This is a genomic window from Paraniabella aurantiaca, from assembly GCF_050309965.1.
Taxonomy (GTDB): domain Bacteria; phylum Bacteroidota; class Bacteroidia; order Chitinophagales; family Chitinophagaceae; genus Niabella.
This window is the reverse complement of sequence record NZ_JBLOSY010000001.1, coordinates 2,073,350-2,085,904: the sequence shown is the minus strand read 5'-3', so window position 1 is coordinate 2,085,904 and position 12,555 is coordinate 2,073,350. Positions and strand designations below refer to the sequence as shown.

Here is a 12,555-nt window from a genome sequence, read left to right as displayed (position 1 = left end):
TTTAGTTGATTAGTTAACAAGTTGATTAGTTGACGGGGTTACACAAAATCCCTTTTTAACTTTACAACCTATCAACCAGTTACCCTTATTGAATACAAATTACTTTTTCTGCTATAATTATATGTCATCTAAATTACAATGTCTCCCTGTACCATTGAGGCCCGCTCGGTATATTGCCTCTGTTATATATCTCAATACACCTATTCGTTCGTCTTCTATATATCGCCGCTATGCGGCTCAAAACCTCTTTTATTTCATTTCCCCGGATTTTAATCCGGGGCTATTTACATTTGACCGCTACGCGGTTGCCTTGTTAACTTTTAACCCTATAAACCAGTTAACCTTACTCAATACACATCCTTCTCCCAACGTCCTTCTTCTACTAATTGGTGCAGGTATTTCTCTGCCTCTTCTTCCGTTTTATTACCATGCTCTTTAAAAATTTCTACGAGCATTTTCTCGACGTCTTTACTGGTTGGTTCCCGCTTTCCACTGATGTACATATAGGCACCATTGCTGATCCAATCGTACAACTCGGCACCTCTTTGTTTCATACGATGCTGTACATATATCTTTTCTTTCTGATCGCGTGAGAACGCTACATCCAGGTTGGTTAACACACCTGTTTGCAAATAATCCTGCAATTCTGTTTGATATAAAAAATCTGTGACAAAATGTTGCTCTCCAAAGAACAACCAGTTACGGCCTTCAGCACCCTGCGCATCTCTCTCAGCAATAAAAGAACGGAAAGGCGCAATACCTGTACCTGGTCCGATCATGATCACATCCTTATCATTAGCGGGAAGCCTGAAGTGCTTTTGCTTCTGTATGAAGAATTCAAACTCAGTACCTGCCGGATGAGTTGAAAAGAACTCACTGCTCACGCCGGTACGCTTATCGTCTTCCACATAGTATTCATCCTTACTTACCGTAATATGTATTTCGCCCAAACCATGGCTTCCGGGAGCTGAAGAGATAGAATATAACCTTGGCGCCTGGGGCGTTAAGATCTTTATCACTTCTTCAAAGGCTGCAGCAGCCTTTATTGGATACTTTTTGAGCAAATCAGGAATGCTCAATCTTAATTCTTCGGGGATCTCATAACCCGTTATAGCCGCATATTGTTTTATGGTAGACTTAAGCGGGTATAAGATGTTCAGATGTTTCTTTAATAACTCACGAACCGGCGCCTTCACTTTAGCGGTTTGTATTTCCAGTTCCGGATTTACACCTGTTAGAGCAATGATTTCTTCTACTGCCGCATCACTGTTTACCGGTATTAGCCCCAGCGCATCGCCGGGTAAATAATCCAGATCCTCATCGGTACTGATCTCTACGTGATAAGTTTCTTTGTTGCTGCCTCTATCGTTTAAGTTGATGTTGGTTACGATAATGCCATTGTAATGTTTTTTACCGGCAGGTTTCTTTTCTTCAACCAATGGAGCCGCAATAGCCGGAACACTTCCTACGCTGGTTTGCAATACAGTGGCTACATTGTCGATCCAATGAAGTGAATCTTCCTCGTAGTCTACATCGCACTTTTTCAGCGGTAACATGCGATGAGCGCCCAGGGCTTCCAGCCTTGCATCGATATCTTCCCCGGTTTTACAAAATTGCGCATAAGAGGTATCGCCAAGTGCGAGTACGCCGAATTTCATTTTTTTCAACTCGACAGCCTGCTCGTGTAGCTGGTCATAAAATTTCTTAGCCAGCAAAGGAGGCTCTCCTTCACCCTGCGTACTGATCACTACAAAGAAATACTCTTCTTTAGTCAGGTCTGTAAACCTGTATTGATCCAGTCCGGCCAGCTTAACACCAATGCCTTTCTTCTTGGCAATACCCGCCAGCTGTGTAGCCAGCTTTTTGGAGTTCCCTGTTTCTGTGCCGTATGCCAGCGTAATTTTTTTGTTTAGTGCTACAGGCGCCCCTGATGAGGGAAGCGCGCCCTGCAATGCGCCGGCCTGCCCAGCAATATAGCCATTCAGCCAGATCAGTTCTTCCCTGGAAAGTGTAGAAGTAAATTCTTTAATCTTCTGCAGTTTATCTTCAGATAACATGCTTTATTGGTTTATTAAGTTCGTTGATGTTTTGGATTCCTTCGCTTACGGGCACAAAATATTGCTCCTCGTGCTCACTATTTTTCAGCCATTTAAACTGTTGATGTAACGCCACCACTTTCCCGATGATCACCAACGAGGGTGAAACAAATTTCTTTCCTGCCAGTACCTGGTCGTAATCATAAATATTGCACTCATGTATACGCTGATAACAGGTAGTGGCCTGCTCTGCCACTGCTACATGCACATCTTTCTGAACACCGAAATGCTGAAGCTTTCTTACAACATTTTCGAGTGTGCCGGATGACATATAAAAAACCAGCGTATCGTTAGTTCGTGCCAGATCCTGCCAATGCTCATCTGTTACAATATCCGATTTATAATAGGTCAAAAATCTTACTGAAGTAGCATAACCACGTGCTGTTAAAGGTATACCTGCGTAGGCCGCGGCACCCAAAGATGCCGTAACACCCGGTATAATTTCGTAAGGAATTTTATTGGCGATCAATACCTGCAGTTCGTCTAAAACATTAGAGAAGATAGATACATCGCCTCCTTTTAAACGAACCACCCGTTTGCCTTTCAATGCATAATCAACAATCAACTCATTGATCACCTGTTGAGGTGTTGAAATATTGTTGCGGCATTCCTTGCCCACTCTTACTATTTCTGCACCGGCCGAAACGTAACGGTGTAATATTACCTCGCTTACGAGGCGGTCTATCAAAACCACTTCAGCCTCGCGTAGTGCATTAGCAGCTTTTACTGTGATCAAATCAGGGTCACCAGGACCTGCAGCAGCCAATACCACTGAGCCTATGCCGTCCTGTGGCGGGTTTAAATGACTTGTTGTATGATGAGAAAGAATCATTGGTTCAGAGTGCTTGTTTAGGATAATAAAACAGCAGCTACAGTACTATTGCTGGTTTCATCCACCAATATCGCATTACCATAGTCACTGATCTTATCAAACGGATCATATACCAAAGGTTGTGCGGTTTTAATTTTAGCTTTCACCACCTCGTTCAGCTTCACATTATCGGTAACCCCGGTATGCTCTAAAGTATTCACGTCCAGCTTGTACTCAATTTCTCTTATAATCGTACGTATTAACCGCCCTTTGTGTTGTAAGAAATATTTATTGCCCTGTACCAGTGGCTTGTTGTCCAGCCAGCAAAGGATCACTTCTATTTCGCTCTCAGTTTTAGGCTGATTATCACTGCGAACAAATGTGTCGCCGCGACTTACATCTATATCATCGGCCAGGTGCAGCACCACGGCCTGCGGTGCAAAAGCTTCTTCTACTTCCTCACCCGCAATTTCAATCCTGGAAAGCGTTGTTTCTATACCTGCAGGCAACACGGTGATCTTGTCGCCTTTTTTGTAAACACCGCTTACTACCTGGCCTGCATAACCTCTATAGTCGTGCAACTCTTTGGTCTGAGGACGTATTACATATTGTACCTGAAAACGGGGGTCGGAATGATTAATATCCTCAGACACTTCTACTTCTTCTAAAAATTGCAGTAAAGGTTGCCCTGTAAACCAACTCATTTTAGCCGAAGGCTCTACTATATTATCACCATGCAGAGCAGCAATAGGTATGTAGGTAACATTAGTTAAACCCAGCTGAGCTGCTACTTTTTCGTAGTCCGCTTTAATCTCATTGTAACGCGCTTCCGAAAAATCAACCAGGTCCATTTTATTGATCGCTACCACAACATGCGGCATTTTCAATAAAGAGGCGATGATTGAGTGACGGCGTGTTTGTTCTATTACACCTGAACGGGCATCTATAAGAATAATGATCAGGCTGGAGTTGGATGCCCCGGTGATCATATTACGGGTGTACTGAACATGCCCGGGCGCGTCAGCAATAATAAACTTCCTTTTGGGTGTGTTAAAATAGCGATAAGCTACATCAATAGTAATACCCTGTTCTCTTTCTGCACGTAAGCCATCGGTCAATAATGCCAGGTCAATACCATCAGCATTTTTATTCTTGGATTGCTTTTCCAAAGCTTCCAGCTGATCCACCAGGATGCTTTTGCTATCGTATAATAAGCGACCTATTAATGTGCTTTTACCGTCGTCTACACTACCTGCGGTTATGAATCTGAGAATGTCCATTTTTGTTGATTAGTTGAATAGTTGACTAGTTGATTAGTTAAACTTGCTATTTCTTTCCATTCAGATAAGTAATGTAACCGTTAAGTAACCTACCAACCTCATCTATTCGTTTTCTAAAATAATTTATCTGTTCTTCGGTTATGTATTCTTCATCAAGGGCATCAATCAAATGATTCAAGGTTTCACTTAACGAGCCTCTTGCAATAACACAAAACCGTAATCTATCTGGTATCGTATGCCTTCCATGCCCCTCAGATATTTGTGTCCCTACACAACGGGAACTTCTTATCAGCTGGTCCGAAAGTCGAAATCTTTCTATATCCGGAAATGTCTTAGTTAACGCTGTAATTTCCTTTTTCAAAACTCTGGCGGCTTTCCAAACTTCCAGATCTTCAAAACTTTGGTACATTTGGTTGATTAGTTTATTTGTTGATTAGTCGGTTCGCTTGTTTTCCCTGGTCAACCAGTTAACCAATCAACCAGTCAACCTCTCAACCTTTCAACCAACCCTAAAAATACCCCCCCTTCTTCCTGTCTTCCATTGCTGCTTCTGTAACACGGTCGTCAATGCGGGTTTCACCACGCTCAGATATGCGGGTGGCCATAATTTCGTTCACCACTTCATCCAGTGTAGAGGCGCTCGATTCTACTGCGGCGGTGCAAGTCATATCACCCACCGTACGATAACGTACGCGCTTGTTAACAATCACATCCTCTTCATCTATAGTAATGAAATCGGAAACAGCAATTAACTGACCTTCGTGCACCAACACATCCCTGTTGTGGGCAAAATATATAGAAGGCAGTTGTACTTCTTCTTTTTTAATATAGCTCCACACGTCCAGCTCTGTCCAGTTACTGATGGGGAATACCCTTACGTTTTCGCCTTTGTGGATACGGCCGTTATAGATATTCCACAATTCAGGACGCTGCAGTTTAGGATCCCACTGACCAAACTCATCGCGAACAGAAAAAATACGCTCTTTGGCGCGGGCTTTTTCTTCGTCGCGGCGTGCTCCGCCAATACAGGCATCGAATTTAAATTCTTCGATAGTATCTAACAGGGTGTGGGTTTGTAACCAATTACGGCTGGCGAATTTGCCTTTGGGTTCGGTAAGCTTTTTCTCGCGGATGGTATCTTCTACTTTCCGTACGATCAACTCAGCACCCAATTCTTTCGCCAGGTTATCGCGATAGGCCAGGGCTTCAGGAAAATTATGCCCTGTATCAATATGTACTAAGGGAAAAGGAATTTTACCCGGCGCAAAGGCCTTTTTGGCTAATTGAACCAGGGTAATAGAATCTTTACCGCCGCTGAAAAGCAAGGCTGGTTTTTCGAACTGTGCAGCTACTTCGCGCATGATGAAGATGCTCTCGGCTTCTAACTGCTCTAAATAGTCTAATTCGTATTTGCTCATTTTTATTTTATTAGTCTCCCAGCTCCCATTTCTGCAGGAGAAAGGAAGACGACAATCGATTGTATGTTTAGATGAGCTTTAAACCGGACTCCTTCGACAAGCTCAGGATAAATTGCGACCGATAGTTGCCATATAACCGGGGCGATCAACCGAGCGTGGCAAAACCGATGCTATCTATTCTTCGGCCGGGCTCATCATTATTTTAGCTGTTAACATGAAGGCCGCATTCTTTATGCGACACTTCCCACCACCAACGACCAGCGCGCGCGTCTTCTCCCGGCTCAATGGCCCGGGTACAAGGTGCACAACCGATGCTGATAAAACCTTTATCATGCAGTGGATTATAAGGAATATTGTTTTCCTTTATATAGTCGATCATCTGCTCGTAAGTCCAGTGAATTAAAGGATTGAACTTGTATAACTGGCGGGCATCATCCCATTCCAGCATTTTCATCTCTTTCCTGTTATCCGACTGATCGGCTCTTAAGCCGGTGATCCATACTTTAGCCCCCTGTAAAGCCCTGTTCAGTGGCTTCACTTTACGGATAAAGCAACATTGCTTACGATTTTCAACAGACTCAAAAAAGGCATTTACACCCTTTTCATTTACAAATTGCTCCACATCCGCCGCCTCAGGAAAATACACCTGAATATTGGTTTTGTAGCGTGCATTTGTTTTTTCGAGTAGTTCGTAATGTTCGTAAAAAAGACGCCCGGTATCGAGCGTAAATATTTTTACAGGCAGGTTATTGCGGGCAATTACATGAGTAAGCACCTGGTCTTCCTGGCCTAATGAAGTCGAAAAAACAGTTTCTTGCGGAAACTGCTTCGACACTATTGCTATAGCTTCTGCAACAGAAGCGTTTTCGATATCCTGTATTTGTTGTTCTGTAAACATTCCGGGTTCATGGTTAATGGTTCATAGCACATTGAAAGAGCTATGAACCATCAACTATTATCTATGAACTATAAATTAGGTTGTGGGGTGTAACGCAGGTAAGGTTTTACCACTTTTACACCTTTAGGAAATTTTTGAATTGCATCTTCAGTGCTGATAGCAGGTACCACAATTACATCTTCACCATGTGTCCAGTCTGCAGGAGTTGCCACGCTGTGGTTCGCTGTCAGTTGCAGAGAATCCAATACCCGCAATACTTCCGTAAAGTTTCTACCCGTTGAAGCCGGATAAGTGATGATTAATTTTACTTTTTTATCGGGACCAATAATGAATAAAGAACGCACCGTTGCTTTTTCAGAAGCATTTGGGTGGATCATATCATATAAAGTTGCGATATTCCTTTCAGGATCGGCTAAAATAGGAAACTCAACATTGGTATTTTGAGTTTCATTAATATCATTGCGCCAGCCGAAATGGCTATCCAATGGATCAACGCTTACAGCTAATACCTTGGTATTGCGTTTTGCAAATTCCTCTTTTAACAAAGCTGTTTTTCCTAACTCAGTAGTACAAACCGGAGTGTAGTCTGCAGGGTGAGAGAATAAAATACCCCAACCTTCGCCTAAATACTCGTGAAAATTGATTTCACCTTCGGTTGATTGTGCCGTAAAGTCTGGTGCGATATCGCCTAATCTTAATGACATAGTGTTGTAATTTTAAAAGTGGAAGGCAAATATAAGTCATTTCTCATAACCCACCAACTTAGTAGGGTATTATCCCAAAAGTGCCAGTTTTTTGGCTTATTTTTTAGAAAAACTTATAACAATTGCCTGAAAAGTAATACTTTTTTCTAAGTTTCGGTTCTTAACGCACCCGAAGTACCTTAGCTAAACTCATTACTCATTTGACACAAAAGTGGTAAATGATGGCCGGGAATGATAATGCATTGCGACGATAATGGGTCTCAATGTAGTTAATCTCTCAAATCTGCCAGTGTTTTGCTCTCAAGCACCGCCAGTGTAGCATCCCGTACTTCTACCATAGCATCGTGGAGGCCGCAATGCTTTTCATTACAGTTATCGCAGCGCTTGTAAAAGTATAGACTTACGCAGGGCAACATGGCGATAGGTCCGTCTATAAGGCGGATAATTTTTGCCATTTTTATCGTCGCAGGCTCCACTTTAAAGAAGTAGCCTCCCCCTTTTCCCTTTTTACTGTCAAGGATATCTGCTTTTTTAAGCTCCAGCAGGATATTTTCTAAAAACTTGAGGGGTATCTTTTTTTTTTCGGAGATCTCTGAAATCAACACAGGTCCGTCCTTCTGCCTGTCGGCAAGGTAAGTAAGAGCTTTAAATGCGTATTGAGATTTTTTGGTAAGCATATGTAATAGTCTACAAATTTACAAGAAATTTCTCATTTGTAAATTGTTACCGGATGAATAGAACGTTTCACCACGGTGTATTAAGGAAATGAGTACACAATTACACGTTTGAAATAACGCTTTCCCTCTGCAGTTCCGGTTCACCAGCTTAATTTGTTCGAGCAGAAGTTCATCAGGATTCTTTACCGAGCTTCTTTAATACTTTACGTTTAAGTCTTGTATAAAACTCTTTATTAAACAGATTAGAATCGTGCATGGCTTTGTAAATCAGGAAAATACCCACCGGAACCAGTACGAAAGTGGAGAGCCACATCCCCGAAAAAGCGCTCATTTCCATTTCTTTAGCCAGCTTTTCGCCGCGGGTGGAAACAAAATAGAACACCATGAAGAAAATAATGGCAAAGATCATCGGCGTGCCCAAACCACCTTTCCTGATAATTGAACCTAAAGGCGCCCCAATCATAAATAATACGATACAGGCCAGTGCTAAAGCAATTTTTTTATGCCACTCTATCTTATACTTCTGTAATGTTTTTTCCTGCTCTACAATATTGTTTCCGTTCATCTCCAGGTTATTACGGAAACTTTCCAAACTCGTTAATGCCCTATCCTGTATCTGCTGCCGTGCACTGTCCGGTAGCAAAGCAGTAAAACTATTAGGATCTTTCTTAACCGGCTTCACTTTCGCAGCAGCTTTGGCCACGCTATCTTTTTTAGCAGCTGAAGTATCTTTTTTATTTTTCGTCGTATCTTTTGCAGAAGCTACCGTTCTGGCGGCAATGTCTGATCTTTTATTTTTAACACTGTCCCTGTTACCGCTCCTTTGAGGCGGCGGAGGAGCCAAAGGCTTCAGGCCCATTTTTATGGAGTCTCTTCTCGCCTTACGCCGGGTAGAATCGGCTGTACGCTTAAAACGGATAGAGTCTTTCCGGGCCACACGTTTCAGCGAATCAGCTTTCAGCCTCTGCCGGGTACTATCCAGTTTTGCCCTGGCTCTTGCCGAATCCTTCTCTGCCTTTGTGCTATCTTTTTTAACGCCCATGTAGGCGTCTATATTGGCTTTGAAATTGAGTATGGAATCAGGGATCTTAATGTCCTTAGTAATACTGTCCCTATAGTTTAAGATCATGAAGTTGGCATAGATCGTAGCCTCGAAATTTTTGGCTATTTCTCCGTTAAACTTACTGATGGAGTCAATAGCTACATTTAATTGCCGCATATTGTACATCCGCTCATTATTAACGTTGGCGCTGTCGTCCGTTTTGGTAAACTTAAAGGAGCTGATGTCCATCTGCATTTTATACTCCTTAAAACCAAGTCGTATATAGTCTGTAGTAGAATCTTCTTTGCTTCCCCGTTCCTCGTATCTCCATCCATTTTTAAAAACAATATCCAGGAAACGCTTATCAGGCGAAGGTTTCATCACGCCATCGCTGGCAATCAAAAACGCATCCTGCAAGCTATTATCGCCCGCCTGGTAAACAATTACGTCTCTGATAATAGAATCATTGGCTTCCTTCTTTCCTATCTTAATGGCAAACTTGTCAATACCATCAAAAAAAACACCTTCCTTAATAGCAAACGCAGGTTTAGCCAGTACAATATCGGCCAATAAGGTTCGCGACTTAAGGTTGGCTACCGGTATAACATAATTGGAAAAAAGAAAGGCACCCAAAGCAATACAGGTGGCTACAACAAACAGAGGTCGCATAAAGCGCATGAGCGAAATACCTGCGGATTTAATGGCTACCAGCTCAAAGCTCTCCCCAAGATTGCCAAAAGTCATCAGCGAAGACAGCAATACAGATAAGGGTAAAGCCAAAGGAATTAAAACGGCACTCTGGTACCAGATGAATTTCATGATCGTACCGGCATCCAGCCCCTTACCCACAAAATCATCAATCCACAGCCAGAAGAACTGCATGATCAATACAAACAGCGTAATGAAAAAAGTGGCCACAAACGGGCCTATAAAAGCTTTTATAATTAGTTTATCTAACTTCTTCACCTGCTTAATAGTATATCTTTACCTGATGCAATCAGCAAAAATAAGTCTTTCACCCCAGCATATAAAGCTTGTTACCAATGCCGACTGGATTTTAACAAAGAATGAAATTCTGCTGCACATTAAAACAGCATTTGAAGATCTTTATAACTGGCAGCAGTTCATCATAAAACAACGTTCATTGCCTGCCGATGTGCTCAAACCCGGAGGTAAAATATCACGTGGTGAAAATTATCTTGGTTTGCCCTGGATAGTTTTAGACAATCCCCGCCACTTTGCAAAGGGAAATATTTTTGCCATAAGAACCTTATTCTGGTGGGGCCGGTTTTTCAGCACTACGCTACATCTTTCCGGCCAGTGGCTACAAACAATGGGACAGAAACTTGTAAACGCCTTCGAAAGCCTGCAAGGGGAATCTTTAAAAATATGTTACAGCGGCGATGAATGGGTGCATGATATCAACAACACCTCTTACAGCTCCTTAAGCACTATAGATCGTGAAAGTTTCGAAAAAATAATACAGGAAGCCCCTTTTGTGAAAATTGTGGCGTATACCAGCATTACAAATATCGAAAACTCAATAGAAATACTAATGCAGCAGTTTGAGTTTTTAGTAACCATACTTGAAAATGACAGCTAATTACCGTCATCTGTCAACGTACACCTGTTACTTAATTAGTTTCCCAGCCTGTGAAAAAGGTCTTTCACCTGGTAGTCCCAAAGCTGGCTTTGATCCTTTATTTCTCTTTTTTCGGCAAAATCGGTGATCACCAGTATAGTTTGGTTGGTTATTTCAGACTTATCTATTTTGAACTCAAAATATTCTTCTTTGGGTGAACCTGCCCATTTAAAACGAATATAGCTCTCTTCCTCCTGCTCCAGAACCTCAGCTTCCTCGTAGGTCCCGTTCCAGCCGAAATAAAACTTACCGTCACGTTCATCTACGTGCTCGGCAAACCATTCTCCCAACCCGTTAGAGGTAGCTAAAAACTCATACAATATAGTTGGGGAGCAGCGAACGGGATACTCCAATGTGAACTTCTGTTTACTCATCGTCACGAAATATTATTAATCAATAAGTCGCAATTATATAAAATTTATCAAACAAACAAAATTTATTTTTATTTGGCCGTCTGCGGTGCTACTATGGTACACTCTTGCCTGCCCGGTCGGTACAGGCGGGCGCCGCACACTTCTGCAGGGGTGCTACTATCATCAAAAACGTCTAAAAGCAATATATTTGCATCCATTTTTCATTATTATAATCATTCTACAGGGTAGAATTATTTTTATATTCTTATGTTCAACAATCTACAGGATAAATTAGATACCGCCTTTAAAAACCTGAAAGGCCAGGGAAGGATAACCGAACTTAACGTAGCCTCTACCATAAAAGAAATTCGCCGTGCATTGGTAGATGCGGACGTAAACTATAAAATAGCAAAGGATTTTACCGATAAAATCAAGGATACGGCTGTTGGGGAAAAAGTGATCAACGCTGTTAGCCCCGGACAGCTAATGGTGAAAATTGTAAAGGACGAGCTAACCGAACTGATGGGTGGCGAAGAAGCCCCTTTTAATGCTAAAGGCAATCCTGCGGTAATATTGATCGCCGGGTTACAAGGTAGCGGTAAAACTACTTTTAGCGGTAAACTGGCTAATTTCCTGAAAACCAAGAAAGGATTAAACCCTTTACTGGTAGCAGCAGATATTTATCGCCCGGCGGCCATGGAACAGTTGCGTGTTTTGGGAGAACAGATTGGTGTAGAGGTTCACATTGAGTCGGAAAATAAAGATGCGGTAAGTATCGCGCAAACCGCTGTAGCAAGCGCCAAAAGCAAAAATAAGAATGTAGTTATTATAGATACTGCGGGACGTTTAGCCATAGATGAGCAAATGATGACCGAGGTAGCGAATATCAAAAACGCGGTTAATCCACAGGAAATTCTTTTTGTGGTAGATAGCATGACCGGTCAGGATGCGGTGAACACAGCCAAGGCATTTAATGAGCGCCTGGACTTTAGCGGAGTGGTATTGACCAAATTAGATGGCGATACCCGTGGTGGTGCAGCCATTTCCATTAAATACACCGTAAATAAGCCGATTAAATTTGTTAGTAACGGCGAAAAAATGGATGCGCTGGATGTGTTTTACCCGGAAAGGATGGCACAGCGTATATTGGGAATGGGTGATATTACGTCGCTGGTAGAACGCGCCCAGCAACAGTTTGATGAAGAGCAGGCAAAGAAAATTGAGAGTAAGATCCGCAAAAACAAGTTTGACTTCGCTGATTTCAAAGCCCAGCTGGAAATGATCAAAAAAATGGGGAACATGAAGGATCTGTTGGGTATGATTCCCGGTGTAGGAAAACAAATTAAAGATCTTGATATCAGCGATGACAGTTTTAAGGGCATCGAGGCTATTATCGACTCAATGACGCCGGAAGAGCGTAGTAATCCGGACCTGATCAACGGAAGTCGTCGTAAACGTATTGCCCTGGGCTGTGGTAAAGACATTGCAGAGGTAAATGCATTTATGAAACAGTTTGAGCAGATGCGCGATATGATGAAAAATATGAATAAAATGGGGGCATTCGGCAAAATGATGCCCGGAGGACTTGGAGGAATGAAAAGACCATTCTAATACTTTTAAACCCATTTTCACGA

At 42.2% G+C, this 12,555-nt stretch carries 12 protein-coding genes; 2 read left to right on the top strand and 10 right to left on the bottom strand.

Features of this window, described 5'->3' with window-relative positions; all coding sequences use genetic code 11:
• Window positions 1–347: 347 nt before the first annotated feature.
• The 9 genes from ACLOAU_RS09090 to ACLOAU_RS09050 form a co-directional block, all read right to left on the bottom strand.
• On the bottom strand, window positions 348–2,057 hold the full coding sequence (locus ACLOAU_RS09090) for a diflavin oxidoreductase (protein WP_427861549.1): 1,710 nt from the start codon (window positions 2,055–2,057) through the stop codon (window positions 348–350).
• The gene (gene cobA / locus ACLOAU_RS09085) at window positions 2,047–2,928 is read right to left on the bottom strand and encodes a uroporphyrinogen-III C-methyltransferase (RefSeq protein ID WP_427861548.1); all 882 of its coding nucleotides are present in this window, start codon (window positions 2,926–2,928) and stop codon (window positions 2,047–2,049) included. Before cobA ends, ACLOAU_RS09090 begins: the two co-directional genes overlap by 11 nt.
• Before the next feature lie 17 nt (window positions 2,929–2,945).
• A complete protein-coding gene (locus ACLOAU_RS09080) occupies window positions 2,946–4,187 on the bottom strand; it encodes a sulfate adenylyltransferase subunit 1 (protein WP_427861547.1) in 1,242 nt (413 codons plus the stop codon).
• 46 nt (window positions 4,188–4,233) lie between these two features.
• Window positions 4,234–4,596 carry a four helix bundle protein gene (locus tag ACLOAU_RS09075; protein ID WP_427861546.1) on the bottom strand — a complete coding sequence of 121 codons (363 nt, stop codon included), beginning with the start codon at window positions 4,594–4,596 and terminating at the stop codon, window positions 4,234–4,236.
• A gap of 100 nt (window positions 4,597–4,696) precedes the next feature.
• Window positions 4,697–5,605: a sulfate adenylyltransferase subunit CysD gene (gene cysD, locus ACLOAU_RS09070; protein ID WP_427861545.1), complete on the bottom strand. Its 909-nt coding sequence runs from the start codon at window positions 5,603–5,605 to the stop codon at window positions 4,697–4,699.
• Window positions 5,606–5,807: 202 nt separating this feature from the next.
• Window positions 5,808–6,503 carry a phosphoadenylyl-sulfate reductase gene (locus ACLOAU_RS09065; RefSeq protein WP_427861544.1) on the bottom strand — a complete coding sequence of 232 codons (696 nt, stop codon included), beginning with the start codon at window positions 6,501–6,503 and terminating at the stop codon, window positions 5,808–5,810.
• Between the two features lie 68 nt (window positions 6,504–6,571).
• Window positions 6,572–7,207, bottom strand: a complete 636-nt coding sequence (locus tag ACLOAU_RS09060) for a peroxiredoxin (protein ID WP_427861543.1) — start codon at window positions 7,205–7,207, stop codon at window positions 6,572–6,574.
• Between the two features lie 269 nt (window positions 7,208–7,476).
• Window positions 7,477–7,884 carry an RrF2 family transcriptional regulator gene (locus tag ACLOAU_RS09055; RefSeq protein ID WP_427861542.1) on the bottom strand — a complete coding sequence of 136 codons (408 nt, stop codon included), beginning with the start codon at window positions 7,882–7,884 and terminating at the stop codon, window positions 7,477–7,479.
• Between the two features lie 172 nt (window positions 7,885–8,056).
• The gene (locus ACLOAU_RS09050) at window positions 8,057–9,892 is read right to left on the bottom strand and encodes an LptF/LptG family permease (RefSeq protein WP_427861541.1); all 1,836 of its coding nucleotides are present in this window, start codon (window positions 9,890–9,892) and stop codon (window positions 8,057–8,059) included.
• 25 nt (window positions 9,893–9,917) lie between these two features.
• Between ACLOAU_RS09050 and ACLOAU_RS09045 the strand changes: the two genes are divergently transcribed.
• Window positions 9,918–10,529, top strand: coding sequence for a hypothetical protein (locus ACLOAU_RS09045; protein WP_427861540.1), 612 nt, complete (start codon window positions 9,918–9,920; stop codon window positions 10,527–10,529).
• A gap of 35 nt (window positions 10,530–10,564) precedes the next feature.
• On the opposite strand, the gene ACLOAU_RS09040 is transcribed toward ACLOAU_RS09045, so the two are convergent.
• Window positions 10,565–10,942, bottom strand: a complete 378-nt coding sequence (locus ACLOAU_RS09040; RefSeq protein ID WP_427861539.1) for an START-like domain-containing protein — start codon at window positions 10,940–10,942, stop codon at window positions 10,565–10,567.
• Window positions 10,943–11,188: 246 nt separating this feature from the next.
• On the opposite strand from ACLOAU_RS09040, the gene ffh reads away from it, so the two are divergent.
• Window positions 11,189–12,532, top strand: coding sequence for a signal recognition particle protein (ffh, locus tag ACLOAU_RS09035; protein ID WP_427861538.1), 1,344 nt, complete (start codon window positions 11,189–11,191; stop codon window positions 12,530–12,532).
• Window positions 12,533–12,555: the final 23 nt, after the last annotated feature.

Bases quoted from the DNA above. Each gene is read 5' to 3' on its own strand.
- ACLOAU_RS09090 (WP_427861549.1), bottom strand. From the start codon at position 2,057: ATGTTATCTGAAGATAAACTGCAGAAGATTAAAGAATTTACTTCTACA.
- cobA (WP_427861548.1), bottom strand. From the start codon at position 2,928: ATGATTCTTTCTCATCATACAACAAGTCATTTAAACCCGCCACAGGAC.
- cysD (WP_427861545.1), bottom strand. From the start codon at position 5,605: ATGAGCAAATACGAATTAGACTATTTAGAGCAGTTAGAAGCCGAGAGC.
- ACLOAU_RS09045 (WP_427861540.1), top strand. From the start codon at position 9,918: ATGCAATCAGCAAAAATAAGTCTTTCACCCCAGCATATAAAGCTTGTT.
- ACLOAU_RS09055 (WP_427861542.1), bottom strand. From the start codon at position 7,884: ATGCTTACCAAAAAATCTCAATACGCATTTAAAGCTCTTACTTACCTT.
- ACLOAU_RS09040 (WP_427861539.1), bottom strand. From the start codon at position 10,942: ATGAGTAAACAGAAGTTCACATTGGAGTATCCCGTTCGCTGCTCCCCA.
- ACLOAU_RS09065 (WP_427861544.1), bottom strand. From the start codon at position 6,503: ATGTTTACAGAACAACAAATACAGGATATCGAAAACGCTTCTGTTGCA.
- ACLOAU_RS09060 (WP_427861543.1), bottom strand. From the start codon at position 7,207: ATGTCATTAAGATTAGGCGATATCGCACCAGACTTTACGGCACAATCA.
- ACLOAU_RS09080 (WP_427861547.1), bottom strand. From the start codon at position 4,187: ATGGACATTCTCAGATTCATAACCGCAGGTAGTGTAGACGACGGTAAA.
- ffh (WP_427861538.1), top strand. From the start codon at position 11,189: ATGTTCAACAATCTACAGGATAAATTAGATACCGCCTTTAAAAACCTG.
- ACLOAU_RS09075 (WP_427861546.1), bottom strand. From the start codon at position 4,596: ATGTACCAAAGTTTTGAAGATCTGGAAGTTTGGAAAGCCGCCAGAGTT.